The organism is Clostridium sp. D53t1_180928_C8 (genome assembly GCF_015667795.1).
Lineage (GTDB): Bacteria > Bacillota > Clostridia > Clostridiales > Clostridiaceae > Clostridium.
The window spans coordinates 91,058-114,624 of sequence record NZ_JADPEL010000005.1 but is presented as its reverse complement, the minus strand read 5'-3'; the positions used below and the strand labels follow the sequence as shown (position 1 = coordinate 114,624).

22 protein-coding genes are annotated in these 23,567 nt (G+C 26.4%); 16 read left to right on the top strand and 6 right to left on the bottom strand.

Going from position 1 to position 23,567, the window contains the following annotated elements; all coding sequences use genetic code 11:
* Positions 1-79 precede the first annotated feature (79 nt).
* Positions 80-958, top strand: a complete 879-nt coding sequence (locus I4V51_RS21485) for a GGDEF domain-containing protein (protein WP_195987347.1) — start codon at positions 80-82, stop codon at positions 956-958.
* 31 nt (positions 959-989) lie between these two features.
* Entirely contained in the window at positions 990-1,850 is an 861-nt protein-coding gene (locus I4V51_RS05650) for a sugar nucleotide-binding protein (protein WP_195987346.1), read from the top strand.
* 139 nt (positions 1,851-1,989) lie between these two features.
* Here the strand turns inward: I4V51_RS05650 and abc-f are convergent, their stop codons facing one another.
* The 3 genes from abc-f to I4V51_RS05635 all read right to left on the bottom strand — a co-directional run bounded on the left by abc-f (position 1,990) and on the right by I4V51_RS05635 (position 5,291).
* Positions 1,990-3,906, bottom strand: a complete 1,917-nt coding sequence (gene abc-f / locus I4V51_RS05645) for a ribosomal protection-like ABC-F family protein (protein ID WP_195987345.1) — start codon at positions 3,904-3,906, stop codon at positions 1,990-1,992.
* A 110-nt stretch (positions 3,907-4,016) separates the two neighbouring features.
* Entirely contained in the window at positions 4,017-4,634 is a 618-nt protein-coding gene (locus I4V51_RS05640) for a DUF4397 domain-containing protein (protein WP_195987344.1), read from the bottom strand.
* 9 nt (positions 4,635-4,643) lie between these two features.
* Positions 4,644-5,291 (bottom strand): hypothetical protein, encoded by a 648-nt coding sequence (locus I4V51_RS05635; RefSeq protein WP_195987343.1) that lies wholly within the window; start codon positions 5,289-5,291, stop codon positions 4,644-4,646.
* Between the two features lie 169 nt (positions 5,292-5,460).
* Between I4V51_RS05635 and I4V51_RS05630 the strand changes: the two genes are divergently transcribed.
* Positions 5,461-6,756: an aminotransferase class V-fold PLP-dependent enzyme gene (locus I4V51_RS05630; RefSeq protein ID WP_195987342.1), complete on the top strand. Its 1,296-nt coding sequence runs from the start codon at positions 5,461-5,463 to the stop codon at positions 6,754-6,756.
* 109 nt (positions 6,757-6,865) lie between these two features.
* Here I4V51_RS05630 and I4V51_RS05625 read toward each other — a convergent pair whose 3' ends face one another.
* Positions 6,866-8,083 (bottom strand): 6-phosphofructokinase, encoded by a 1,218-nt coding sequence (locus I4V51_RS05625; RefSeq protein WP_195987341.1) that lies wholly within the window; start codon positions 8,081-8,083, stop codon positions 6,866-6,868.
* 239 nt (positions 8,084-8,322) lie between these two features.
* Here I4V51_RS05625 and I4V51_RS05620 point away from each other — a divergent pair, with 239 nt between their 5' ends.
* The 4 genes from I4V51_RS05620 to I4V51_RS05605 all read left to right on the top strand — a co-directional run bounded on the left by I4V51_RS05620 (position 8,323) and on the right by I4V51_RS05605 (position 12,729).
* Positions 8,323-8,880 carry a manganese efflux pump gene (locus tag I4V51_RS05620; RefSeq protein WP_195987340.1) on the top strand — a complete coding sequence of 186 codons (558 nt, stop codon included), beginning with the start codon at positions 8,323-8,325 and terminating at the stop codon, positions 8,878-8,880.
* 172 nt (positions 8,881-9,052) lie between these two features.
* On the top strand, positions 9,053-10,255 hold the full coding sequence (locus I4V51_RS05615) for a dicarboxylate/amino acid:cation symporter (protein ID WP_195987339.1): 1,203 nt from the start codon (positions 9,053-9,055) through the stop codon (positions 10,253-10,255).
* A 404-nt stretch (positions 10,256-10,659) separates the two neighbouring features.
* Positions 10,660-12,249 carry an amidohydrolase gene (locus I4V51_RS05610; RefSeq protein ID WP_195987338.1) on the top strand — a complete coding sequence of 530 codons (1,590 nt, stop codon included), beginning with the start codon at positions 10,660-10,662 and terminating at the stop codon, positions 12,247-12,249.
* Positions 12,250-12,378: 129 nt separating this feature from the next.
* Positions 12,379-12,729 (top strand): hypothetical protein, encoded by a 351-nt coding sequence (locus I4V51_RS05605; protein ID WP_195987337.1) that lies wholly within the window; start codon positions 12,379-12,381, stop codon positions 12,727-12,729.
* A gap of 79 nt (positions 12,730-12,808) precedes the next feature.
* On the opposite strand, the gene I4V51_RS05600 is transcribed toward I4V51_RS05605, so the two are convergent.
* Entirely contained in the window at positions 12,809-13,402 is a 594-nt protein-coding gene (locus tag I4V51_RS05600) for an ATP-dependent Clp protease proteolytic subunit (protein ID WP_195987336.1), read from the bottom strand.
* Positions 13,403-13,604: 202 nt separating this feature from the next.
* On the opposite strand from I4V51_RS05600, the gene I4V51_RS05595 reads away from it, so the two are divergent.
* Positions 13,605-14,888 (top strand): DEAD/DEAH box helicase, encoded by a 1,284-nt coding sequence (locus I4V51_RS05595; RefSeq protein ID WP_195987335.1) that lies wholly within the window; start codon positions 13,605-13,607, stop codon positions 14,886-14,888.
* Positions 14,889-15,373: 485 nt separating this feature from the next.
* Positions 15,374-15,844: a Cys-tRNA(Pro) deacylase gene (ybaK, locus tag I4V51_RS05590; protein WP_195987334.1), complete on the top strand. Its 471-nt coding sequence runs from the start codon at positions 15,374-15,376 to the stop codon at positions 15,842-15,844.
* Positions 15,845-15,942: 98 nt separating this feature from the next.
* Here the strand turns inward: ybaK and I4V51_RS05585 are convergent, their stop codons facing one another.
* The gene (locus I4V51_RS05585) at positions 15,943-16,788 is read right to left on the bottom strand and encodes a patatin family protein (protein WP_195987333.1); all 846 of its coding nucleotides are present in this window, start codon (positions 16,786-16,788) and stop codon (positions 15,943-15,945) included.
* A 237-nt stretch (positions 16,789-17,025) separates the two neighbouring features.
* On the opposite strand from I4V51_RS05585, the gene I4V51_RS05580 reads away from it, so the two are divergent.
* The 7 genes from I4V51_RS05580 to asnB all read left to right on the top strand — a co-directional run bounded on the left by I4V51_RS05580 (position 17,026) and on the right by asnB (position 23,397).
* Positions 17,026-18,072 (top strand): helix-turn-helix transcriptional regulator, encoded by a 1,047-nt coding sequence (locus I4V51_RS05580; protein WP_195987332.1) that lies wholly within the window; start codon positions 17,026-17,028, stop codon positions 18,070-18,072.
* Between the two features lie 138 nt (positions 18,073-18,210).
* A complete protein-coding gene (locus I4V51_RS05575; RefSeq protein ID WP_195987331.1) occupies positions 18,211-18,585 on the top strand; it encodes a GntR family transcriptional regulator in 375 nt (124 codons plus the stop codon).
* Between the two features lies 1 nt (position 18,586).
* A complete protein-coding gene (locus I4V51_RS05570) occupies positions 18,587-19,279 on the top strand; it encodes a hypothetical protein (RefSeq protein ID WP_195987330.1) in 693 nt (230 codons plus the stop codon).
* A 12-nt stretch (positions 19,280-19,291) separates the two neighbouring features.
* Entirely contained in the window at positions 19,292-19,981 is a 690-nt protein-coding gene (locus I4V51_RS05565; protein WP_195987329.1) for an ABC transporter ATP-binding protein, read from the top strand.
* The gene (locus I4V51_RS05560) at positions 19,974-20,720 is read left to right on the top strand and encodes a hypothetical protein (protein WP_195987328.1); all 747 of its coding nucleotides are present in this window, start codon (positions 19,974-19,976) and stop codon (positions 20,718-20,720) included. Before I4V51_RS05565 ends, I4V51_RS05560 begins: the two co-directional genes overlap by 8 nt.
* A 116-nt stretch (positions 20,721-20,836) precedes the next feature.
* The gene (locus tag I4V51_RS05555; RefSeq protein ID WP_243281404.1) at positions 20,837-21,310 is read left to right on the top strand and encodes a DUF1648 domain-containing protein; all 474 of its coding nucleotides are present in this window, start codon (positions 20,837-20,839) and stop codon (positions 21,308-21,310) included.
* 215 nt (positions 21,311-21,525) lie between these two features.
* The gene (gene asnB, locus I4V51_RS05550; protein ID WP_195987326.1) at positions 21,526-23,397 is read left to right on the top strand and encodes an asparagine synthase (glutamine-hydrolyzing); all 1,872 of its coding nucleotides are present in this window, start codon (positions 21,526-21,528) and stop codon (positions 23,395-23,397) included.
* Positions 23,398-23,567 lie beyond the last annotated feature (170 nt).

Sequence of the window (23,567 nt, the reverse complement as noted above, 5' to 3'; positions counted from 1 at the left end):
TTAATACGGAAATATTTGAAATATTTATTAAAAATAATATAATAGAATAAGCACAACTATAAAATAGGAGATTAACACTGTGAGAAAAAACAATAACAAACTTTTAGAGGTTGATTATTTAAAACAACTATTTGATATTATAAGAATAGTTGATCCGATTAAGAAAATAGTAATTGAAGAGAATGGAAAAGTAATAAAAGAAAATATTAAGTGCTTTAAGTTATGTAATAGAGATTCCGTATGTGAGAATTGTATTTCTATTAGAGCATACAATCAAAACACTAGTGTTATGAAATTTGAATATATTAATAATAAAGTATATATGATTATGGCTACACCTTTAAACGGAGAAAAAAGTAATTATGTTATGGAAACAATTAGAGACATAACAGATTGTAAAATAATTGATAGTATTGAAGTGACGTCAATTGATGAAATAAAAAGTACATTTAATAAAATGAATAGATTAATAATTACGGATGAACTTACACAATGTTATAATAGACGATATATAAATGAAAGATTACCTATAGATATAGATTTAGCAATAAATAATAATTTAGACTTATCAATTGCTATGATCGATATTGATCTTTTTAAGAATATAAATGATGAATATGGACATTTAGCAGGTGACTTTGTATTAAAGGAAATAAGTAAATTAATTAAAAATAATATAAGAATAAAAAATGATTGGATAGCAAGGTATGGTGGAGAAGAATTTTTAGTTCTATTTAAAAATACTGATAAAGAGGATGCTTATATTTTATCAAAGCGAATAAAGTCAATAGTTGAAGGAAAGATAATTAAATATAATAATGTAGAAATAAAAATAACTATTAGTGTAGGAGTAGCTAGCTTAAGCAAAAAGGTTAATACAATGAATAGGTTAATAAGTATAGCGGATAAAAAATTATATAAAGCTAAAATAAGTGGTAGAAATTCTATTTGTATGTAAATAGTTACATTAAAGAGGTGTTAGGGAATATATGAAAAAAATATTAGTTACAGGAAATAATGGCTTTTTAGCATCAAGATTTATAGAGTTTTATAAAGATAAATATGATATTATGAGTTTTAATAAAAATGATTTAGATATTTCAAATGAATTTAAAGTTTATAATATATTTAAAGAAAATAAATTTGATATAGTAGTACATTTAGCAGCTATTTCAGATACTGGTAAATGTCAAGGTAATCCAACTTTAGCTAAAAAAATAAATTTACAGGGAACTATAAATATAGCTAAGGGATGTGAAATGAAAAAATCAACTTTGGTATTTGCTAGTAGTGATCAAATTTATGCTGGAAATAAAAAGGAAGGTCCTTATAGTGAGGATATTATAATAGAACCTAATAATGTTTATGCAGAAAGTAAATTTAATGCCGAAAATGAAATTAAAAATATATTAGATAATTATTATAATTTGAGATTAACATGGCTTTTTTCAATGGCAGAGAGGAATAAAAAAGTTAATACTAATATAATAACTAATATTTTAAATGCAGCGTTAAAAAAACAGCCTTTAAATTTATCAATTAATGAATTTAGGGGTATGACATATGTATATGAAGTTATAGAAAATTTTGAGAAATTAATTGAAATACCATTTGGTGATTATAATTATGGGTCAGAAAACAACCTTTCTACATATGAAATTGGTACAAAAGTGCTTGAACATATGGGGTTAGAGAATAGAGATGAAGATATAATAATTAAAGATAGTGAAAGATTTAAGGATAAGAAAAGGGATCTAAGAATAAGTAATAGAAAATTAAATAAACTAAATATAAACTTTAGTGATACAGAAGAAGCTATACAAAGATGTATACAAGAGTTTAAATTTTAAAATATTGTATAGTAATTTATTAATAATAAATGGGTAATTAATGAATGAAATTCCTTAGGAAGTTTCAAGATTAAGTACCCATTCTTTATTATATTACTTTAAATTTATTTAATTATATTGTAAAAGTCACAATTATTAATTAAACTAAGGTTTCCCATTCTTCATAAAGTTGAGCAATACAATCCTCTAGTTTCTTTATTTCATTATTAACTCTTTGACTTTCAGTTGGATTAGAATAAATTGATTCTAAGCAAAGTTGTTCTTGTAAAGAAGTTAATTCATCTTCCTTTTCAGATATTGTTTTTTCTATTGTTTTAATTTTAAGCTGAAGAGCTTTAGCCTCTTTTTCAGCTTCACGTTTTTTCTTTTTTTCGTCCTTAAGTTGAGTTTTGGTTTTACCATTAGCTAATTCTTCATAATCCTCAAAGCGAGTTGGATTAAGTTTCTTTTCTTGATAATAACTATAGTTTCCAAGGTATTCGGAAACACCATCCTCTTTAAGTTCAAGTATACGACCAATTACTTTATTTAAGAAGTATCTATCATGTGATATAACCATTAAAGTACCATCGTATTCTAATATAGCATCTTCAAGTGCTTCTCTAGACATTATATCAAGATGGTTAGTTGGTTCATCTAATAGAAGAAGATTTGATTTTGAAAGCATAAGCTTCAATAAATTAATTCTACACTTTTCACCACCACTTAAAGTATTTATAACTTTAAATACATCATCACCTATGAATAAGAAAGATGCTAAATAACTTCTAAGTTTGGATGTTGTTAAATTAGGAAACTCATCCCACACTTCATCTAATATAGTCTTATCTAAATTTAAATCAGACTGTTCTTGATCGTAATATCCAACATTAACGTTAGTTCCTAATACTTTAACCCCCTTATCCGATTGAACTTTATCCATTATTATTTTAAATAAAGTAGTTTTACCTCTACCATTTTCACCAATTAAAGCAACTTTTTCACCACGTTTTAAATCAACATTTAAGTTAGTGAATAGTATTTTTTCTCCATAAGATTTAGACATATCTTCTATATGTAAAACATCATATCCACTTTTTACAGAGGCTTCAAATTTAATTTTAGAGCCTTCTTTTTCATGTGTAGGAGCTTCGATTTTTTCCATTTTATCTAATGCTTTTTCTCTACTTTCAGCAGCACGAACGCTTTTTTCCCTATTAAAAGAACGGAACTTTTCAATAATTGCTTCTTGACGTTTAATTTCAGCTTGCTGTAGATTATAAGCTTTAAGTTTAGCTTCATAATTCTTTTTTCTAAGATCTATAAACTTAGAGTAAGGTACATTGTAACATTCAATTTTTCCACCAATAACTTCAAAAGTACTATTAGTTACTGAGTCTAAAAAGAATCTATCATGGGAAATTACTAGAACTGTTCCCTTATAGTTTTTCATATAGTCTTCTAACCAACTTATAGCTTCTAAATCTAAGTGGTTAGTAGGCTCATCAAGTAGTATAATATCTGGTTTACGTAATAATAACTTGCATAAGGCAACTCTTGTTTTTTGACCACCACTTAATGTAGTAATAGATTTATAAAAATCATCCTCTGTGAATCCAAGACCTTTTAATACTCTTGATATTTCTCCCTTGTATACATAACCACCCTTATGTGAATATAAATCTTGAAGAGTAGTGTAATCCTTTATAAGCTTGTCATGGTAAGAAGCATTATTTTCATCATAAGGTTCATTCATTTTTATTTCTAAAGATGAAAGTCTTTCTTCAATATTTAAAATATCTTCAAATACTGAAAGTGCTTCTTCATATATATTTTTATTAGAGTCTAATGATAGATTTTGTGATAAATACCCTAAAGTTTTATTTTTATCTATAAATATTTCTCCTGAATCTTGAGATATTTCCTTAGTTATTATTTTAAAAAGAGTTGATTTTCCTTCACCATTTGCACCAATAATTCCAACCTTATCACCTTCATTAATTGAAAATGTAATATTTTTAAGGACATCGCGTATTCCATAACTTTTACATATATCTTTACAACTTAGTATTATCATAATTTCCTCCATAATTATTTGCAGTAGCAAACCTTAACCTAATTAATTATACTATTATAATAAATCTATATCAAATTAAAAAAGGAGATGTTTTTCAACAACTCCTAAATTTATATTGCATCCTCTACAAAGAGGTATCCAAGTGGTGGTTTATCTTTAAATAAACCTATAATATATATAGTATAGAATTTACCGCCATCTAATGTAATATTTTTAATATATTTTGTAGAGATTTGAGAAGAGCCTAAAAGCACTTCAAAATTATAAATACCAGATGATAATTGATAATATCCAGTAGTTTCTAAGTATTCAGCTTCATTAAATAAAGTAATACCATTAGGTAATGCTAAGCTAAGCAAAGGTGAATTTGAAGATAAATTTATGAATCTTAAAAGTGCTTGAGATTTAGTAATAGGAACATTATCATCTTTTAGCCTAAATAAATATAAATTATTAGCGAGTGTAACGATTGAAACAGTATAATTAGCATTAGCTATTAATTGAACATTTTGACTTAATAAAGGTTTATCATATGTTCCAGATGGGAAAATTTGAAACTCGTATTCGCTAGGAGATAGTGTTGAATACTTAGAAATTTTTCCAAATGCCAAATTGCTTGCTATAAGATTTCCATTTACATAAACATCAACATTTGGTGCGTTAGGCACAGAATGAAGAATTCTTACACTAGTCTCAATTCTAGGGAGTGACCTTGAAAATTGTTCCATAAAAATCACCTACCTTTTACAATTATCAAGAGAGATTTTTATTATTTTTTTTATTAATAATTTAGCAATAGGATAAGGTATTCTATAAGCCTTCATAGTAGCTAATATTCCAGGATTATCCTTTTCGATTAAGGCAAATAGTTCATTAACCTCATCTTCAGTACAATTGTACTTTCTAGAATCAGTTGAAGAAAAGTCTAAGGATATATCTAAGTTTCTTAAGATATCAATAGTATTGATTGAGTCATCTAAATATCTGTCATTAACCTTTTCTTCATTATAAGAATAGAGAAAACTATCATCTAATTCTGTTGGATATTCTAATTCAGTATTATTGTTATTTATAATATTAGTGTTATTGTTACTTTCTTTAAGTGAGGTATTTGAGTCTATATTTGGCACATTTTTAGGGTAAGGTGTAAGTGGAGCGATTTCAGTCATTGGATTAGTATTTAACGGAATTGGTGTTGGATTGATATTTAAATTTGGAAAACCTAATGATAAAGTACCAAAGGTTTTAGTAATAGAAATTCCATCAATATTAAATAGTAGTGGAAATTTTGTACTATTAGGTGCTAAAGAGGAATCAATATTTAAAGGCATAAAATTTAAATCATCATCATTATATTTTTGTGTATTAGTTTTTTTAGAACTCATTATTACCCTCCAAATAATAATTTATTAATAATATATGTATTTTAAACACATATGTTACTTTATAGAATATGACTATAATGAGAGGTATATTACTATTGAATAATAGAATGTATAGTAAATAATCACAATAGCAAAAAAGTAAGAATATATTGTATTGGAGGGGATTATTATGCATAAAGAAAATATAGATGATTTAAGAAAGCTATTTATAGGGTTGGATAAAAAGGTTAATGTAGATGGAAAAGGAAGATTAATTCCTATAAATTTTGATAATGCAGCTACCACTCCACCTTTTAAAAGAGTTATGAAAAAGGTATTAGAAACTAGTGAGTATTATGGATCGATTGCAAGAGGTGATGGTAAAAAATCTCAATATTGCAGTGATTTATATGATAGTTCTAGAAAATATATATTAGAATACTTTAATGCACCAGAAGATATATATACAGCAATTTTTGTAGGAAATACTACTGATGGATTGAATAAGTTATCTAATATTTTAATTGAAAGTAAAGATGATGTAGTTATTACAACTAGAATGGAACATCATTCAAATGATTTGCCTTGGAGAAACAAATGTGATTTGAAGCATGTTGAAGTAGATAAGGATGGAAGAATTAAGGTACAAGATATCGAAGAATTACTTGATAAGTATCAAGAAAAAGTTAAATATGTAACAGTAACGGGAGCGTCTAATGTTACTGGTTATGTAAATGATATAAGAAGAATAGCCAAAGCAGCTCATAGATATGGAGCAAAAATAATTGTTGATGGAGCTCAATTGATTCCTCATAAAAAAATATCTATGATACAAGATGATATCACTGAAAATATAGATTTTTTAGTGTTTTCTGGACATAAGATATATGCTCCATTTGGAAGTGGAGTTATTATTGGTTTGAGGAAAATATTTAATGAGAAGGAGCCAGCTTCAAGTGGTGGAGGAACTGTTCAAATAGTTCTTGATGAACGTCAACTATGGTTAGATACACCAGAAAAAAATGAAGCTGGTACGCCGAATCTTTTTGGAGCAATATCAATAGCAGAAGCACTAAAGGAAATGGACAAAATAGGATTTCATGTTATTGAAAATAATGAAAAAAACTTATTATCATATTTAATTAAAGAATTAAAGCAATTTGAAAAGGTAACTTTATACGCAGATAATGAAAATATAGACGATAGATTGGGAATTTTAGTGTTTAATATTGATGGAATGACTTATGAAGAAGTTGGAGGAGCCCTTGCTGATATAAGAGGAATAGGGGTTAGAGAAGGGGGATTTTGTGCCCATCCATATACAAGAAGAGTTCTTGGAATAAAAGATGATGAGCTTCAAAGATATATGAGTGAAGTTGGAATTCCAGGATTGGTTAGAGTAAGTTTAGGAATTTATAATACTAAAAAAGAAGCAAATATATTCTTAGATACTATAGAATATATTTGCAGAAGATATAGTAAATAAATTACTAAGTAATTTAGTAAAGTAAAAGGTAAGGGAATAATTCAGAATAGCTGAATTAAAATAGCAGTTTCAATTTTAACTGTTATCTCTTACCTTTTCATTTTAAAAACTATTTATTAAATACTTTAAAGTCTGGCATTGGTGAAGATGAAATTACAGTTGGAACTTCAGAAACTAGTGGAGCTAAATATTCGATAGCTTTTTCATTTACGTTATTTCCAGCTTCATTTATCCATTCAATTGGGAAGTATTTAACGTTATTAGCAATTTTATCAGCCTCTATTAAGAAGTAAGAAGATTTATAAGGTACATTATTTTCTCTTTTTATTCCGATCATATATCCACACTTTCCAAGACTAGCTTGTCTTAATGCTTCATATCCAACTTCATAGGCTTCTTCTAAATCTAAATTAGAAGCACAATGTATAGCACATCTTTGAAGAACACCAAGTTCAAGTGATTTAACTCTTTTAGTTATACCAGAAGATATTATTAAATTTTTTAAATATGAGCCAACACCACCAAGTTGAGCATGGCCAAATTTATCATGAGCTTGAGCATGAGCTTCAGCAACGAATTTGCCTTCAGCAGTTCTTACACCTTCAGAAACAACTATATAAACTTGATTTTGTTCTTCAAATTTATTTTTTACATCCAGTAAAAATTGATCTACATCAAAAGCTGTTTCAGGTAAGTAAATAAAATCAGCTACTCGTTTACCATTTAATGTAGCTAATGAAGCGGCAGCAGCTAACCAACCAGTATCACGGCCCATAGTTTCTAATATAAATATTCCATTATTTATATATACAGATGAATCTAAATAAGTTTCAAGTACACTTGTTGCAATAAATTTAGCAGCACTACCAAAGCCAGGTGTGTGGTCAGTGTACATTAAGTCATTATCTATAGTTTTAGGAATGCCTATAAATTTAACATCTATTCCAGTTTCCTTTGCATATGAACTTAGTTTAGCAGTAGTATCCATAGAGTCATTACCACCAACATAAAAGAAAGCTTTAATATCATTAGCTTTTAAAATTTCAAGTAGTCTATCATATTCCTCTGTTGATTCTTCAAGTTTTTTCATTTTATATCTACAAGAACCTAATCCAGATGAAGGTGTATATCTAAATCTATTTATATCATCTTTAGAAAATGATGAAAGTTCTATTATATTACCATTAAGAATTCCTTCAATTCCATTTAAACCTGCATAGACCTTATTAAAAACTCCTAAAGTATTATTTGCTTCTACTAATCCAACAACGCTTGAATTTATAACTGCTGTAGGACCTCCAGATTGTGCTATGATACAATTTGCCATTAAAATACGCTCCTTTAAAGTTGAAATTAATTTTAATTTATAAAAATAAAAAATATACATTAATTACTAGAAAATTTGCATTAATGTGATATACTATTTCTTTTATTATTAAATACAATATATACTATACAACAAAATAGTATTAAATAAAAGACATAAAAAATAAAATTTACAATATGAATCATAGGTTGATGAACTTAATAATAAAATTATACAAATAATGTAAAATGGGGGTTGGGATGAATATAAAAGATGTGATTATAGTTGGTATTGCTTTAGCTATGGATGCTGTTGGAGTAACTATTAGTATTGGAGTTAATCCTATGGTTAGAAGACATAATAAAATAGCTTTCGTTATGTCTTTTGCAATATTTCAATTTTTATTTTTCCTTTTAGGAGGGATTGGCGGGCATTTATTTGAAACGTATGTAACTACTATTCCCAATATAGTTGGAGGGATAGCGATAGCTATTGTAGGAATGCTAATGATAAAAGAAGGGATAGATGGTGATGAAGAGAGTCAAAGTTTATTATTAAAAAAAGGAATGGTATTAATACTTGGAATATCTGTTAGTATTGATGCATTTGTTGTAGGATTTACAGCATTTAATTACATAAGTAATCCTTTAATGATGATAGCAGATTGCTCAATTGTTGGGCTTATAACTTTGATATTATGTACAATTGCCTTTTATTCATGCAGATATATAAGAAAAATAGAATTTATAGCAAAGTATGCAAATTTTTTTGGTGGAATAACATTAATTATTTTTGCTATAAAGATGATTTTCTTTTAAAAGTTGATTTTTATATAAGTAAATTAAACTTTATAAATCTATAATAATGAAATTTTTTTATTATTATAGATTTTTTTATTTAAATTAATTTGACAGTAGTTAAAAAATGGGTTATAGTGAATTTAGAGAAAAGACAAATGTCTTTCCGTAGAAGACAAGAGGGGGCTGTTTAATGAAAAAATTATCTTTAATTACAAGGATATTTTTGTGTTTAGTATTAGGAATTGGAATTGGATTATTATGTGGGGCAAATAACATTCAATTTCCAGTAAGATTACTAGCAACTTTTAGTGGATTATTTGGTAGCTTTTTATCGTTTGTAATTCCTTTAATAATTATTGGATTTATAATTCCGGGAATAGCATCATTAGGAAATAAGTCGGGAAAAGGACTTATCATAACTACAGTAATAGCATATGTCTCTACATTAACGGCTGGATTTGCAGCATATTTAGTTGGGATAGGAATACTACCTAAATTAATAAAAGGTGGAGTTTCATTAAGCAAAGCAGGGCAATCTATAGAGCCATACTTTACTATTGAAATACCAACAATAATGGGAGTAATGTCTGCATTAGTATTAGCATTTATACTTGGTATAGGTTTATCAAAAATTAAAAATAGTCAAATGTTAAAAGTAGTAAATGAATTTAATTCAATTATTTTAATGATTGTTACGAAGGTTTTAATACCATTAGTTCCTATTTATATAGGTTGTGTTTTTGCAAAGTTAAGTTATAGTGGTGAAATATTTAATACATTAAAATCTTTTGGAATAGTATATGTAATATTGTTTTCACTACAATTGCTATATATAGTTCTTCAATATTGCATTGCAGGAGCTATTAAAAGGGAAAATCCTTTTAAGTTAATAAAAAATATGATTCCAGCATACATGACTGCTGTAGGAACTCAATCTTCAGCAGCAACAATTCCAGTAACACTTCAATGTGTTAAGAAAAATAAAGTTAGTGAAGAAGTTTTAGATTTCGTTGTACCTTTAGGAGCAACAATACATTTAGCAGGTGATACTATTACTTTAGTTCTTACTTCTATGGCAGTGATGTATATGAATGGACAAACTCCTACTTTTGGAATGATAGTTCCATTTATATTTATGTTAGGAGTTACAATGATTGCAGCACCAGGGGTTCCTGGTGGTGGAGTCATGGCAGCATTAGGATTGCTTGAATCAATGCTTGGATTTGGAGCAGTAGAAAAACCAATTATGATTGCGTTGCATGCAGCACAGGATAGTTTTGGGACTGCAACTAATGTTATAGGTGATGGGGCAATAGCTATAATTGTAGATTATTTTATAACTAGAAAAAAAGGTAAGAGTATTGAAAAGCAGAATAATAATATAGCATCATAAAAATTATATTAAAATATTACTTTTAAAGTTAAAGAGTTAGGGGGTTTTACCTAGCTCTTTTTAATTTCTAAAATAATCAAATATATAAGTTGACGCCTTAATAAGTTATCTTATGTACAATTTACCTCACATGCAATTTACACATTATATAGTTTTTTATAGAGTAATTAAGTAATTTGTTAAATAAATATTAAAATAGAATAATTTAACTTGAAGAATATGTATTAAGAGAGTATACTAGCTTATCATAATTATTAACCATACTAATATTTATAAGGTGATATAATAATATTTAATATTAATTTAAAAGTAAACAATAGTAGAAATTTTATATTATTTTGGGGCAGATGAAAAGCTATGAAATAAAGTAAGGTAAAGTTATATTATACAAAGGAGAGTTTGAAATGGAGAAGTTATATTTTAATGGAGATATACTAACACTTGAAAATGAATTATATGTTGATGCTGTTTTAATTAAGGGTGATAAGATATATAAAATTGGAGAAAAAGATGAACTTCTTAAAGAAGTCAGTGAAGAGGTAGAATTAGTTGATTTAAAAGGAAGAACACTTATGCCATCTTTTATAGATGCACATTCTCATTTCTCAGGGTATGCAATTTCTTTTACACAGGTAGATTTGTCAAAAACTGTAAATTTTGATGAAATTAAAGAGGCTATTCAAAACTTTATAAAGAAGAATAACATTCCAGAGGGAAAATGGATACAAGCAGATGGCTATGATCAAAACTTTTTAGATGAAAAATCACAACCAACTTTAGAACTTTTAGATGAAGCATCACCTAAAAATCCACTTTTATGCAAGCATAAATCAGGTCATATGGGAGTATTTAATTCTTTAGGTTTAAAGGAAATGAAAATAACTATAGATACACCAAATCCTGATGGCGGAATGATAGAAAAAAAAGATGGAAAACTTACAGGTTATTTAGAAGAAGCTGCATTTATGGATTATATTCAAAAGTTACCTATGGCGTCTAATGAAGAGTTTATGGGGAATTTAGTTAAAGCGCAACAATCTTATGCAAGTTATGGAATAACAACTGTACAAGAAGGGTTTGTTGTAGCCCAATTAGCTCCTATATTTCAATATTTAATGCAAGCAAAACTTTTAAAAATAGACTTAATAGGATTTATGGATATTTCTAAAGCGGGTGAGTTAAAAGAAAGCTTTAAAAATTGTTTAAATAAATATAATAATCATCTAAAAATGGGAGGATATAAAACATTTTTAGACGGATCGCCACAAGGTCGTACAGCTTGGATGCGTACACCATACTTAGGGGAAGAAAAGGATTATTATGCTTATGGTACTCAAACAGATGAGCAGATAGAAGCAAAATTGGAATTAGCATTGAAAGAGAATATGCAAATTTTAGTTCATTGCAATGGGGATGCTGCTTGTGAGCAATATATAAGCCAATATGCTATAGCAAAAGAAAAAATAAAATCTAATAATGATATAAGACCTGTTATAATACATGCACAATTATTAGATAGAGATCAATTAGATAGAGTAAAAGATCTTAAAATGATTCCATCATTCTTTGCCGCACATGTATATCACTGGGGAGACATACACATAAAAAATTATGGCATGGAAAGAGCAAGTAGAATAAGTTTAGCTAAGGATGCTTTAGATAAGGAAATATTATTTACATTCCATCAAGATGCACCAGTTATAGAGCCCAATATGTTAGAAACTATATGGTGTGCTGTAAATAGAACAACTAAGAACGGAGTTTTATTAGGAGAAGATGAAAGAATATCTCCGTTAGAGGCTTTAAAGGCAGTTACTAAAAATGCTGCTTATCAATATTCAGAAGAAAGTATTAAAGGTACTATAAAAGAAGGAAAATTAGCTGATTTAGTTATATTAGATAAAAATATACTAAAAGTTAATCCTATGGATATTAAAAATATAGAAGTGCTTGAAACAATAAAAGAAGGAAAAACTATATTTAAAAAGTTATAATAATTAGTTTTAAATAATATTTGATACAAATCTTTTCTAAAAAATATAGAATATATTTAAGGATATATACAGAAGATATTAGTAACTTAAATAGATAATTAATATTTTAAGGAAAGGGCTTGATAACTAATGATGAAAAAAATAATTTTTGCAGTTGTAGTAATTATAGTTTTAATATCATCCCCAATAATAGCTGATGCCAGTACTTTAATTAAGAGTATTAATCCACCAGTAGCTGATATTTATAAAGAGGGAATATATCATTTTTCTGAAGGTTCTGGTAAAAAGCTTTATTTAAAGCTAGAAAGTCCCAATAAACCTATGATTTTGATGATTATAGAAAATGACACTAGAACTTTAAAGTATTATGTAGAATTTACTAAGGAGTCTCCTGAAATAGATATATATTTAGCAAAACCATTATCAGAGCATACTACAATTATGGTAGGAGAAGGAGAGATTTCTTTTACCTATGATTAAAAAATAGGAAGAATATATATGAGAAAAAAATGAATCTATTTATTAATACATTTTATAAATAGATTCATTTTTATTTAAATTACTTTAACTCAGAATGACTTGAAATTATATTATTAACGATTCCATAATCTAAGGCTTCTTTTGAACTTAACCAATAGTTCCTATCGGTATCTTTATTAACCTTTTCTATAGGTTGACCAGTTGATTCACTTATAATATTATTAATTCTTTTACGAACTCTCAATATTTCTTTAGCTTCGATTCCTATATCTGTTGCTTGACCATTAAATCCACCCAATGGTTGATGTATCATATATCTAGTATTAGGAAGTGAGTATCTATTTTCTTTATCAGCCGCTAGATATATTGTTATTCCAGCACTTGCAACCCAACCAGTTCCTATCATTATAATTTTAGGTTTAACAAATTTAATCATATCATGTATTGTATCTCCAGATTCAACATGACCACCTTGACTATTTATAAAAATTTTAATTGGATCATTACTCATTTCTTCAAGAATTAATAATTGAGTAGTAACTTTTTCAGCTAAAGATTGATTGATTTCACCAGAAATAATTATTGTTCTTGATTTTAATAATTTTTCCAGAGCTAAGTCAGATAATGGTTTTGATTTTTCTTCTTTTTCATTTTCATTATTATAAATAAACATTTCTTTTTCCTCCTTTATTTTATGAATATATTTCCTATTTAATATAATAACACTAAATGTAAATAAATGGTATAAACAAAAAAATAATGATATTAATAGAAAAATAGTATATACTTATAAAAAGAAACGCTATATAGATGCTATTTTAGTGATTTAGCATTTAATAGTGTTTCTTTTTTATTTCAATTAAAAAGGAGAAAATATGTTATTTAAAGATTTAGATATAATAAAACCAATATTAAGAGCTGTTGAAGAGGCTGGATATGAACAACCTACAGAAATACAAGAAAACTCAATTCCAGTAGTATTAAAAGGAAAAGATATTTTAGGGTGTGCACAAACTGGAACAGGAAAAACAGCAGCATTTGCAATACCAATATTACAAAATATAGCTAGAGAGAAAGAAAAAAATAGTGAAAGAAATATAAAAGCTTTGATAGTTGCACCAACAAGAGAATTGGCAATTCAAATTGAAGAAAATTTTGCTATGTATTCTAAGTATTTAGATATAAAAGATACTGTTATTTTTGGAGGAGTAAATCAAAGTTCACAAGTAAGAAAAATTAAATCAGGTGTAGATGTATTAGTTGCAACACCAGGAAGACTTTTAGATTTATCTAACCAAAAGCATGTTGATTTAAAAAGTGTAAAATATTTTGTACTTGATGAAGCTGATCGTATGCTAGATATGGGAATGATTCATGATGTGAAAAAAATAATATCTAGACTTCCTAAGGAAAGACAAAACTTATTATTTTCAGCAACTATGCCTAAGGAAGTAATGAAACTTGTTAACTCTATATTAAAAAATCCTATAAAGGTAGAAGTTCAACCAGTATCATCAACAGTCGAAATAATTTCACAAGGTGTATATCATGTTCCTAAAAAAAATAAAAAGTCATTACTTATACATTTATTAAAAGATGAAAGTATAAAATCTGTTATAGTATTTTCAAGAACTAAGCATGGAGCAAATAAAATAGCTAAGGATCTTGAAAAAGCTGGAATAGCTGCTGCAGCTATTCATGGTAATAAATCACAAAATCAAAGACAATTAGCTTTAAATAATTTCAAAGAAGGAAATATAAGAGTTTTAGTTGCTACGGATATTGCAGCTAGAGGAATTGATATTGATGAACTATCACATGTTATAAATTATGATTTGCCAGATGTAGCAGAAACTTATGTACATAGAATTGGACGTACAGGAAGAGCAGGAGCTTCAGGTATTGCAATAACTTTCTGTGATGAAGAAGAAAAAGCAATGTTTAGAAGTATTGAAAAAGTTATTGGGAAGTCTATACCTGTATTAGCAGAAGAAGAATACGAAATAATTCAGCCTGTAGTACAGACAGCTCAAAAGAAAAGTAATAATCAAGGTAATAAAAATAATAAAAATAGAAATTACAGAGGATATAGAGGAAATAATAGAGGAATTAATAAGCCTAAGGGGAGAAGTAATAATAAAAAAGAAAATTCTAAGTAATTTAGAATTATGAAAACTGAATCGTATCACAAGTAAATGAGGTTTATAGTCTTGGGCATTGATATGACTTGTCTAAGACTATTTTTATAGCATGAAATAACGTATCATAAGTAAGATTCAATTTACAAATTAAGTTATAATAAATTTAAAGTGAAAGGTAAATTGGAATTTATCGAGGAGTTAGATATTCTAAAATTATTTATGTTTATTTTTTATAAAAATTTGATATAATATAAATAAGAAAAGCTTAGTGCGTCAACACTAAGCAATCCTTAGAACGTTTTTAGTTTTAGGGCTATTGGATTTAAACGAATATGTTAACAAAAATGATGCTAATCTTTGCTGGATGGAGCATCTTTTTGTTTGCTTTTAATTTCAATATCAAAACCAAGAAACTTAATTTTAGTTTTTAAATGACGTATAAAAAGATTATGGCTTAAAACTAATCTAATAACATAAATAATATAATAAGAGGATGATTAAGTATGGATGAAAAAACAAATGTAATGAGAATTCTAGATCAAAAGAAAATAAAGCATCAAACACATAGTTATGTAGGAACAGGAGCTATTAGTGGAACTGAAGTTGCAGAAGCGTTAGGTCAAAATCCTAAATGTGTTTTTAAAACTTTAGTTACTATAGGTAAAAGTAAAAACAACTATGTATTTGTAATACCGGTTGAAAAAGAGTTAGATTTAAAGAAGGCTGCAAAAACAGTTGGTGAAAAATCTGTAGAAATGATAAAATCAAAAGAATTATTACCTTTGACTGGATATATTCATGGTGGTTGTTCACCAATTGGAATGAAAAAGTTTTTTAAAACTGTAATAGATATTTCGGCTGAAGAGTGTGAAACTATTATTTTTAGTGCAGGGAAAATTGGATACCAAGTAGAAATGTCACTTAATGATCTTTCGAAAGTTATAAGATTTACTACGTCAGATATAACGTTATAGAAAAATACTGCAAATCAATATTTTTATCAGTTTGTAGAAAAAACCCTTTGTTGAAAAACAGAGGGTTTTTATATTATTAGTTGTGGAGAAGATTTTAGTTATGTGTTGGAATTTATAAAGGGGATTAAGGCTTCAGCATCTTTATATCCCTTATTATAAAGAGCAAGTAAGTTTTCTGTTTTTTTAGTTAAAGTATTAACTCCACAACAGTTATCTGGTGAGATTATTAAAGCTTTATTTTGTGATTGATATTTTAAGGCAATTTCAATACCTTCATTATATTTTTTATGACGATTAATAAGTTTTTTTGAAGAGATTGGATAAGTTTTCTTTAATAATTGTGAAAATAATTTATCTGTTTTATCTGGTTTCTCAAAGCCAACAGGTTTAGTAAGTATAATAACTAATTTATCACAACCATCATTAGTAGCTTTTTTTATAGGAAGAGGGTCAGAGAGCCCACCATCAAAGTAGTTAGTATTTGAAATGTTATAAGGTCTGCAAACTACAGGAAGACAACAGGAGGCTTTGAATATATCATAATCATCTTTTGATAATGAATCTTTATCAAAATATACAGTTTCTCCAGTTAAAGCATTAGTAGTTACAATTTTAAAAATACTTTTTGATTTTTTTATTTCTTCAAAATTAAGTGGATTTTCAGAATCAGAATTTGAAAGATCGCTATAAACATAATCTAAATCTATATAAGAACCATTTCTAAAAAGATTATGTAGGCTCATATATTCTTTTCTAAAAATATATTTAGAATAAAATTTTAAATTTCTACCTTTTTGTTTTCCAAAGAAGGATGCAATATTAGCACTACCTGCAGATACACCTATACCATAATCAAAGTTAATATTATTATCTAAACAAAAATCAAAAATTCCTGCACCATATATTCCTCTAAGTCCACCACCTACATCAATAACACCTATCAAATATGTTCCCTCCTTTAATTAATAACAAATTTAATTATAAAACTATTTTATATTATTTAGTTTAAATAGTAAATAAATGGAAATGAAAAATGCTATAATTTTATTATTATAAATGAATTAACTATAAGTTAATTTATTTAATTATATATTAACAACCATTCAATTGTAGTTAATTATTATCCTTGATAGACTATTAATATAGAAAGCTTTCGAAATATAGAAAGGAATATATAAGTTATGAGGATAAATGAGATTATAAGAAAAAATAGAGTTCTACAAGATTTAACACAGGAGCAAATAGCTGATTATTTAGGGGTATCTACTCCAGCCGTAAATAAATGGGAAAGGGGAGTTAGTTACCCAGATATTACGCTTTTACCTTCTTTAGCTAGGGTTTTAAAAATAGACTTAAATACACTTCTTTCTTTTAAGGAAGATTTAAGCGATAAAGAAATAGCAAATTTTATTAATGAACTTAGTACTGTAATTAATGATGATGGGTTTGAAAAAGGGTTTGAAATAGCAATAGATAAAGTTCATAAATATCCTACTTGTGATAAGCTTATTTTAAATATTGGACTAACATTACAAGGCTCAATGTTTATGTATAATGTTGAAAACAAAGAAAAATATGAAGAAAAAATAGATAAGTTATTTGAAAAAGCTTTTAATAGTGAGGATATAGAAGTAAAAAATCAAGCTATTCCAATGATTATGAATAAATATTTTGAAAAGAAGGAATATGAAAAAGCTCAAGAATGTATAGATAAAATTCCTAATATTACTTATGATAAAAAGATAATGCAGGCTAGGCTTTATAGAGAGCAAGGTAGTTTTAAGAAAGGTTCAGAAATATATGAAGGAAAGCTATTATCAGTTACAAGTGAAATTTTTATAAGTTTAACTAGTATGATGGAAATTGCATTAGAAGAAAGCAGAGATAGTGATGCAGAGTATTATGCTGATATTTTAGAAAAGACAGCTAATTTATATGATTTATGGGAATATAATTCTTATGTTTCATATTTTCAATTATATATAAAACAAAAAGATGAAGAAAAATGTGTAGAAGTTATAAAAAAGATACTTAGAGCCTTAAAAAATAAATGGGATATATCAAGCTCGATGTTATATAAGAATATTAATAAAAAAGAAGGACAAGAAGGAATAAATAAAATATTTCTTTTGAATTTTATTAATATGCTTGAGAGTAGCTGCGATAAAGAATTAAGCTTCTTAAAGAATAATGAAGAATTTATTAAAATCTTAAAGGAATATAAATAATAAAGTGGGTCAGTTAAAGATAATAATAAAATGTTTTAACTGGCCTATTTATTTTTTTTAATTTTAGTTGAGGAAATACTTTACAAATGGATTGTAATACTGTACTATTTTAATAGAACAGTAGAACGGAGGTTGAAGATGACGTTAAATATTAATAATTTTGAGTTTAATAATAAAGAGCCAATATATCTTCAAATTGTTGAGTTAGTTAAGAAAAATATAGCAACTGGAGATCTTGTTCCTGGAGAAAAGTTACCATCAGTTAGAGAAATGTCTAAAGACTTAGGAGTAAATCCCAATACATTACAAAGATCATATGGAGAGCTTGAAAGATTAGGAATAACTTATACAAGAAGAGGTATGGGATCATTTATAAGTGAGGGTGATAATTCTATGAAAAGTTTAAAAATTAATATGGGAAAAGAACTAGCTAAAAAATTCATAAAGGATATGGAATCTATAGGCATAGAAAAAGAAGAAGCAATAAAAATATTAAAATCAGTGGGGGAATAAAATGAAAAGATGGTTTAAAAGGAATTTTTATTTTAATGAATTAAATAGTATGTTGTTTATCACTATAACATTTTACTTAGTATCAGCAGGAGCAATTTATTTCGCTTATAAGAATGGAGCTTTAATAACTACAAGTATTTATGACATAAGTTTTGAAATAGAAAATGTAGTATTAGCACCAACAGTACCATTTATTATTCTATATAGTTTTTTACAAGTTGCAATTCCACCATTTTTTTCAGTTTGGCTATTTTTTGAGTACCAAAAAAAGTTTTCTAACGTAGAAAAAATTAATAGAATACTTCCAATTTCAAATAGAAATAAAATAATAAATATTACAATTAGTATAGTATTATTTTATATTATCTTTTTAATAATTACTTATATTACAAATTTAAATATAGGGATAAAAGAATATAATTCTTTTTATAAAATTGCATTAAGTGTATCAATAGTATTTTGTGCAATAATTACTGACATTTTATGTAGAGAAAGAAATGTAGGGGAAAAAGGAAGTTTAGTCTTTATAGTAATTTCAGTTATAATTTTCTTTAATTTGTGGAAAGGATTTTTCGGGGTATTGGAAGAGTATTTAGTATATATTATAGTTGTTGCATCTATAGTATTAGTTGTTTTTAGTATTTTAGAGTTTGTTTACATTTTAAAAAAGATAGATAATATAAAAATAAATTAGGGTGGAGATTTTATGATTAAATTAGTTAATTTAAATAAAGAATACAAAGATAAGAAAATATTTAAAAATTTAAATTTAGAAATAAACAAGGGTGAAATAATAGGGCTTTTAGCACCTAATGCAGAAGGAAAAAGTACACTTTTAAAAATACTTGGAGGGCAAATAACCTTTGATAGTGGAGAATATTTCTTTAATGGAGAAGAGTTTAATTACAAAAATAAAGAGTTAATAGGATATATGAATGATACATCAATAATTCCGCCAAGCTGGAAAGTAAAAGATGGAATTGAATATTATAATGAATATTTTAAGACTTTCAATAAAGAAAAGTGCTTGGAGATGTTAAAGTATTTTGAAATTGATCTTAAAAGAAAAGTAAAGACATTATCAAAAGGTGAAAATGAAAAATATCACTTATCATTAGCTTTGGCAATTGAGGGGCAGTTATATATTATGGACGAACCTTTAGCAGCTATAGATTTAATTTCAAGAGAAGAAGTTATAAGTATGATATTAGATAATTTTAATATAGATAGTACTATAATTATTTCAAGTCACTTAGTATCAGATATTGAAAGGATGCTTGATAGGGTTTTACTTTTAAAGGGTGGAGAAATTGTTGTTAATAAGTTAGTTGAAGAGTTAAGGCTTGAAGGTAAATCAGTTGTGGACTTGTATAAAGAGGTGTATGGGAATGTTTAAATTTAAGAAAGATTGGTTAAGAACAAATCGAAGTTTTTTTTTATTTACCTTTATACCAATGGTGTTTTTAGCAATAATAGTTTTATTTACTAGAAATATAAATGGAAAAATATTTTGGGAGGTAAATTATGAAATAGCTGATAAATTGGTAACAATAGGAACTATGTTTGTGTGCTTTATACCTTTAATGAGCTTTGGGTATATTATTCCTACAAGTGAGAAATCATTTAGTGGAAAGATTAAAGTTAATCATTTACCTTTTAGCAATAAGGAGTTAGCATGGAAAGGTATAAAGATGTGGCTTTTAGCATATCCTTTATGGATTATTATAGCTAGTTTTGTAAGTGTTTCATATGAGTATATAGCAATAAGTAATTCAATAACAACAATGGCATCAAACTTTTCAATAGACTCATTAGAAGGCTTAGTTTTATTTAATATAGCTAAAATAATAATTTTTTCTATATTTATGTTAATAGTTGATATGCAGATTACAGGATCTCTGATAATTTATTTTGCTAAAGAGATAAAATGGTACATTATTGTTATAATTCAGTTATTAATAAATGGTGGATTAATTATAAGTACAATATTTTTTGTAGTTAAATCAAATATAGATTCGGGGTTGAATTCAATTGAAGGATTTATACCAGTAATAATATTATTTTCATTATTATTTATAGTAAGTTTACTATATTTCTTATATTCATTAAAAGACATAGAAAAAGTATATAGATAAGATTGTATAAGCTGATTTACATCCATGTAATATCAGCTTTTTTTATTTATAAATATGGAATATAATAGTAAGCATAATGATAAAGGTGACGAGTAATAATGGGGGAGTGGAAAATTATGGACAAAAATTCAAAAATAAATAAATGTCTTGATATAATAGGAATGGTTTGGGTTATAATATTAGTTGTTATGACTTTTATATATTGGGAGAAGGCGCCTGAGGTCGTGCCAACTCATTATAATTTTAAAGGTGAAATTGATGCATATGGTTCTAAAAATACATTATTTATTTTACTACCTATAGCAGTAATAATTTATATTGGAATAGCAATTTTAGCTAAGTTTCCAAACATATATAATTATCCTGTTGAAATAAATTCAAGAAATAAAGAAAAGCAATATTTAATGGCATCAACGTTTATTAGAGTTATTAATGTTGAGACATTATCTATATTTTTTTATATTCAAATTAGTACAGGAGTAGCAATGAATAGTGGTAAGGGGTTATCAATAGCGTTTTTACCTATATCTATAGTTGTATTATTTGGAAGTATTGGGGTTTATATTTATAAATCAGTTAAATGTAAATAACAAAAAGTGAAGTAATCTTAATCTTACTTCACTTTTTAAATTTAAAAGGTTTTATTACTGCTTTCTTAAAATAACATTAAGAATACATAAATTTAAACAAAAAAATTTTTTTGTCGTGTATAATTTTAAATATGAAAAAAATGGGAAGAATAAAAAAGAAATAGTTTAATAATTAAAATAATTTGAAAAACTTAATGCGTGTAGGGGGTTATAAAATGTGCGGTCATATATCTATATATTATAAGGATAAAGAAGCAGATGAACTACTTATAAGACAATTAACAGAAAAAATAATTCATAGAGGACCAGATGATACTGAATATTTTATAAAAGATAATATTGCATTTGGATTTAATAGACTAAGTATAATAGATTTAGAATGTGGTAAACAGCCATTTGAAAAAGAAGAGAGAACTATTATATTTAATGGTGAAATATATAATCACAAAGAATTAAGAGAAGAATTGCTTAAAAGTAACGAATTTAGTACTAACTCAGATACAGAAGTTCTTTTAACAGCTTATATTAATTATGGGGAGAAATGCTTAGATAAGTTAAGAGGTATGTTTACATTTATTATATATGATGAAGTTAAAGATATAGTATTTGGTGCTAGAGATCATTTTGGAATAAAACCTCTATATTATATTAATAATAGTGAATTTATAGCTTTTTCATCTGAATATAAGTCTTTAGTAAGCTTAGTTGATAAATTAAATGTAGATGAAGTTGCATTACAAAATTATTTATCATTTCAATACACACCAAAATACAATACTATTATTAATGAAATTAAGGAGATTCCTAATGGAACATATTTTACAATAAAAAATGGAGATATAGAATTTAATAGATATTATAATTTGAAATTTAATAATAAAGATGTAACTGAAAAGGAGATTTATGATATTATAGATGATTCAGTAAAGCATCATATGATAGCAAATGTTGAAGTTGGAACATTTCTTTCAGGTGGAATAGATTCTACTATTGTTACAGCATTAGCAGCAAAAATTAATCCTAAAATTAAATCTTTTTCTATTGGATTTGATGTAGATGGATATAATGAATTATCTGTAGCGAAGAAAACAGCAGAGTATTTAGGTGTAGAAAATATAGCAGTAAATGTATCTGAACAGGATTATATAAGAGCGCTCCCAAGTGTTGCTTATTATATGGATGATCCATTAGCAGATCCGTCTTGTGTTGGAATTTATTTATTATCACAAGAAGCTAGAAAACATGTAAAAGTAGTTTTATCAGGAGAAGGCTCAGATGAATTATTTGGAGGATATAATATTTATAAGGAATATTATAGTCTTAAACCTTTTTCATATTTGTCAGATAGTATGAAAGATAGGGTTAATAAGGTAGCTAAATCACTTCCTGATATAAGAGGGAAAAGTTATTTATTAAGAGGAACTACTAAGTTAAAGGATAGATACATAGGAAATGCTAAAATATTTAGCGATGAAGAAGTAAAAAATATAATGTGCAATTATAATGAGAACAATAATTATAGCAGTATTTTAGCAGACTTATATGAAGAGTGTAATTTAAATAATTATGATAATGTTACAACAATGCAATACATAGATATTAATACATGGCTAGAAGGTGATATTTTATTAAAGGCAGATAAAATGTCTATGGCGCATTCCTTAGAGCTAAGAGTACCATTTTTAGATAAAGAAGTTTTACAATGTGCTAAAGGTTTAACATTAGATCAAAAGGTAAGCAAACATAATACAAAGGTTTTATTAAGAGAAGCATTTAAAGATATAGTACCACCTTATATGAAAGAAAAGAAAAAATTAGGTTTTCCAACTCCTATAAGAGTATGGTTAAAGAATGATTTAGGAAAGTATGTTAGAACAATAATTACTAATGCAAATGTTGATAAATTAGTAAATAAAAAATATGTATTAAATTTATTAGATGAGCATATTCAAGGTAAAAAGGATAATTCACGAAAGGTTTGGACTGTATTTATGTTTTGTTTATGGTATGAATTATATATAGAAGGAAAATCTATAAATGAATTAGAGATATATAACGAACAAGGTAATGACTACAAATTAGCATAAATAATATTGGATATTAGTTAAAATTAAAAATTTTAATATATTAATATGAATTAAGTGAAGTGGAAGAAGAAAATCTACTTCACTTTTATTATGTTTAATATTAATAAATTGTAATAATTTAATTTATATTAATGTAATATTCGAATTTTATACTATGGTTATAATAGAAA

Bases quoted from the DNA above. Each gene is read 5' to 3' on its own strand.
- I4V51_RS05650 (WP_195987346.1), top strand. From the start codon at position 990: ATGAAAAAAATATTAGTTACAGGAAATAATGGCTTTTTAGCATCAAGA.
- I4V51_RS05565 (WP_195987329.1), top strand. From the start codon at position 19,292: ATGATTAAATTAGTTAATTTAAATAAAGAATACAAAGATAAGAAAATA.
- I4V51_RS05610 (WP_195987338.1), top strand. From the start codon at position 10,660: ATGGAGAAGTTATATTTTAATGGAGATATACTAACACTTGAAAATGAA.
- abc-f (WP_195987345.1), bottom strand. From the start codon at position 3,906: ATGATAATACTAAGTTGTAAAGATATATGTAAAAGTTATGGAATACGC.
- I4V51_RS05600 (WP_195987336.1), bottom strand. From the start codon at position 13,402: ATGTTTATTTATAATAATGAAAATGAAAAAGAAGAAAAATCAAAACCA.
- I4V51_RS05630 (WP_195987342.1), top strand. From the start codon at position 5,461: ATGCATAAAGAAAATATAGATGATTTAAGAAAGCTATTTATAGGGTTG.
- I4V51_RS05615 (WP_195987339.1), top strand. From the start codon at position 9,053: ATGAAAAAATTATCTTTAATTACAAGGATATTTTTGTGTTTAGTATTA.
- I4V51_RS05580 (WP_195987332.1), top strand. From the start codon at position 17,026: ATGAGGATAAATGAGATTATAAGAAAAAATAGAGTTCTACAAGATTTA.
- I4V51_RS05620 (WP_195987340.1), top strand. From the start codon at position 8,323: ATGAATATAAAAGATGTGATTATAGTTGGTATTGCTTTAGCTATGGAT.
- I4V51_RS05605 (WP_195987337.1), top strand. From the start codon at position 12,379: ATGATGAAAAAAATAATTTTTGCAGTTGTAGTAATTATAGTTTTAATA.
- I4V51_RS05625 (WP_195987341.1), bottom strand. From the start codon at position 8,083: ATGGCAAATTGTATCATAGCACAATCTGGAGGTCCTACAGCAGTTATA.
- I4V51_RS05575 (WP_195987331.1), top strand. From the start codon at position 18,211: ATGACGTTAAATATTAATAATTTTGAGTTTAATAATAAAGAGCCAATA.
- I4V51_RS05570 (WP_195987330.1), top strand. From the start codon at position 18,587: ATGAAAAGATGGTTTAAAAGGAATTTTTATTTTAATGAATTAAATAGT.
- asnB (WP_195987326.1), top strand. From the start codon at position 21,526: ATGTGCGGTCATATATCTATATATTATAAGGATAAAGAAGCAGATGAA.
- I4V51_RS05595 (WP_195987335.1), top strand. From the start codon at position 13,605: ATGTTATTTAAAGATTTAGATATAATAAAACCAATATTAAGAGCTGTT.
- I4V51_RS05555 (WP_243281404.1), top strand. From the start codon at position 20,837: ATGGACAAAAATTCAAAAATAAATAAATGTCTTGATATAATAGGAATG.
- I4V51_RS05560 (WP_195987328.1), top strand. From the start codon at position 19,974: ATGTTTAAATTTAAGAAAGATTGGTTAAGAACAAATCGAAGTTTTTTT.
- I4V51_RS05640 (WP_195987344.1), bottom strand. From the start codon at position 4,634: ATGGAACAATTTTCAAGGTCACTCCCTAGAATTGAGACTAGTGTAAGA.
- ybaK (WP_195987334.1), top strand. From the start codon at position 15,374: ATGGATGAAAAAACAAATGTAATGAGAATTCTAGATCAAAAGAAAATA.
- I4V51_RS05635 (WP_195987343.1), bottom strand. From the start codon at position 5,291: ATGAGTTCTAAAAAAACTAATACACAAAAATATAATGATGATGATTTA.